This is a genomic window from Mesorhizobium sp. M7A.F.Ca.CA.002.05.1.1, from assembly GCF_003998335.1.
Lineage (GTDB): Bacteria > Pseudomonadota > Alphaproteobacteria > Rhizobiales > Rhizobiaceae > Mesorhizobium.
On the sequence record NZ_RZQI01000930.1, the window covers coordinates 1 to 2,280 of the forward strand.

The window sequence follows — 2,280 nt, forward strand, 5'->3', positions numbered from 1 at the left end:
CGATGGCTCTCGGCCATCCCTGGCATGACGATCTCAATGCTCCGGATGCCGAAGGGGCTTGCACCTATCCCATCAACAGTCGAGCCGGCAAGCGCGTGTCGGTCAATGACGGCTATCTGGAAGCTGCCCGCGACCGGCCGAACCTTACCATCATCGGGCAGGCGACGGTGGACAAGGTGCTTTTCGATGGCAGGAAAGCGATCGGCGTTTTGGCCATCGTGGCCGGGCAGGTTCGCAAATTCGAGGCGCCGCTGGTCATCGTCTCGGCCGGCGCCATCCACTCTCCGGTCATCCTGCAGCGCTCGGGCATCGGCCCTGCGGCTCTCTTGAAACGAAAGGACATCGAGGTGCTTGCCGACCTGCCGGTCGGCGAAGGTTTCTTCGACCATCCTTATTGCCGCATCGAACTGAAGCTGAAGCCGGGATTCAAGGCGACCGATCTCGACGCGCGGCATACCAACTGCTGTGTGCGGATGAGTTCGGGCGTGCCGGGCGCTGAGCGCGACGACATTCTCTACGTCGCCATGAACCATGGCGGCATCGGCGTGGAGTCCGACAGCGCCCAGTTCGGCGAGGCCATGGTCAATCTGATCCTGATGGAGGCCAAGAGCCGCGGCACCGTGCAACTGCGTTCCGCCAACCCTTTCGACCAGCCGCTCGTGGAAGAGAACATGCTGGACGATCCAATGGATCTCCAGCGCATGCGTATCGCCTATCGCCACCTTGGCGAGATTGCCCGGCAGGCGCCGATCCAGGCGATCGCCGAGCGCGTCCTGCTGGGGGATTCCGATCTGCCTTTGTCATGGCTCGAAACGGCAAGCGACGAGGAGGTCGACAATTTCCTGCTGGCGCAGTCTTCCGATGCGCAGCATGGGATCGGAGGCTGTTGCATGGGAAGGCTCGGCGAGGCCGTGGTCGATCCGGAATGCCGGGTCTACGGTTTGGAAGGACTGCGGGTTATCGATGCGTCGATCATGCCGCTCGATTGCCAGGCAAACACCAATCTCACCTCGATCATGATTGGCGAAAAAATGGCCGACAGCCTGCGCCGGTCCATCTGACAGCTCGAGGGCAAGCCCGCGCACAAGGCGCGGGCCTTGGAGTCAGCGGGTGATATCCACGGTAATCGTCTTCAGGTCGCACATTTCCATCAGCGTGTGCCGGCCCCCGGTGCGGCCGAGGCCGCTCTGCGTCCCGGCGGCGCCGCCGGCAGGAATATGCGGCTCCCAATAGCAGCTCATCTCGTTGATGTTGACGATGCCGACCTTCAGGCTTTCAGCAAAGGCAAAGGCGTTCTTGATGGTGCTGGTGAAGACCGCGGCCGACAGACCGTAGGGGCTGGACGCCGCAAGTTCCATCGCCTCCTCGTCGGTCTCGAAGGTCAGCACGGGTGCGATCGGCCCGAAGGATTCCTCGACATTGAGCAGGCTTTCCCGGGTCAGTCCTGTGACGATCGACGGCTCGAAATAGAGATTGGTGGCAAAACCCGACGCCACATTGCCGCCGGTAACGATCTCGGCGCCACGCGCGCGGGCGTCCGCGATGTGGCTGAGTACCTTGTCGACGGCCACCGCATTGTTGATCGGACCCATCGTCGTCGCGGGATCGAAAGGGTCGCCCATTTTCACCTGCGCGGCCGCTTTCACGAGACCTTCGATGAAACGGTCATGGACGGATTTATGCACCAGCACGCGTTCGGTGGCCGTGCAGATCTGCCCGGCATTGGCAAAGCAGCCGGCCCCGACCTGGGCGGCGGCCATGTCGATATCGGCATCGGCCAGCACGATGGTCGGACCGTTGCCGCCCATTTCGAGCAGAAGCGGCTTGCCCGCTCCACGCCGGGCGATCGTCGCGCCTGTGACAGAACTGCCGGTGAAGCCGATGGCATGGGTGCCCGGATGAACGACCGCCTCGTCGCCCACCTCCGCACCGTCACCCAGAACGAGATTGATGGCGCCGTCCGGCAGGCCCGCCTCGATGAAGCATTCGACAAGTGCCGTGGCAATCAGCGACGTCGTCGGCGCCGGCACCCAGACGACGGTGTTGCCCGTTGCGATGGCCGGTCCGAGATAATAGAGGCAGGGCAGGGCGAGCGGGAAATTCCAAGGTGTGATGATGGCAAAGACACCCTTCGGCTGCAGGAAGCTGAAGGCGCGCTTGTTGGCATCGGCAAGCGGAAACGCCGCCGTCTCCAGCCACTTCATCTGCTCTGCCGCATTGCGGAAACCGAGAGCTGCCGCCGATGCTTCGGCCTTTGCCTCGCTGTGGAAGGGTTTACCC

General features: G+C 63.0%; 2 protein-coding genes. One reads left to right on the forward strand and one right to left on the reverse strand.

What is annotated here, in order from left to right:
• Positions 1-1,061: GMC family oxidoreductase (locus EN939_RS30675; RefSeq protein WP_127271395.1), on the forward strand; the 1,061-nt coding region annotated here is incomplete at its 5' end.
• A 42-nt stretch (positions 1,062-1,103) separates the two neighbouring features.
• On the opposite strand, the gene EN939_RS30680 is transcribed toward EN939_RS30675, so the two are convergent.
• Positions 1,104-2,280, reverse strand: a 1,177-nt coding sequence (locus EN939_RS30680; protein ID WP_164751369.1) for an aldehyde dehydrogenase family protein, incomplete at its 5' end; no start/stop codon positions are given.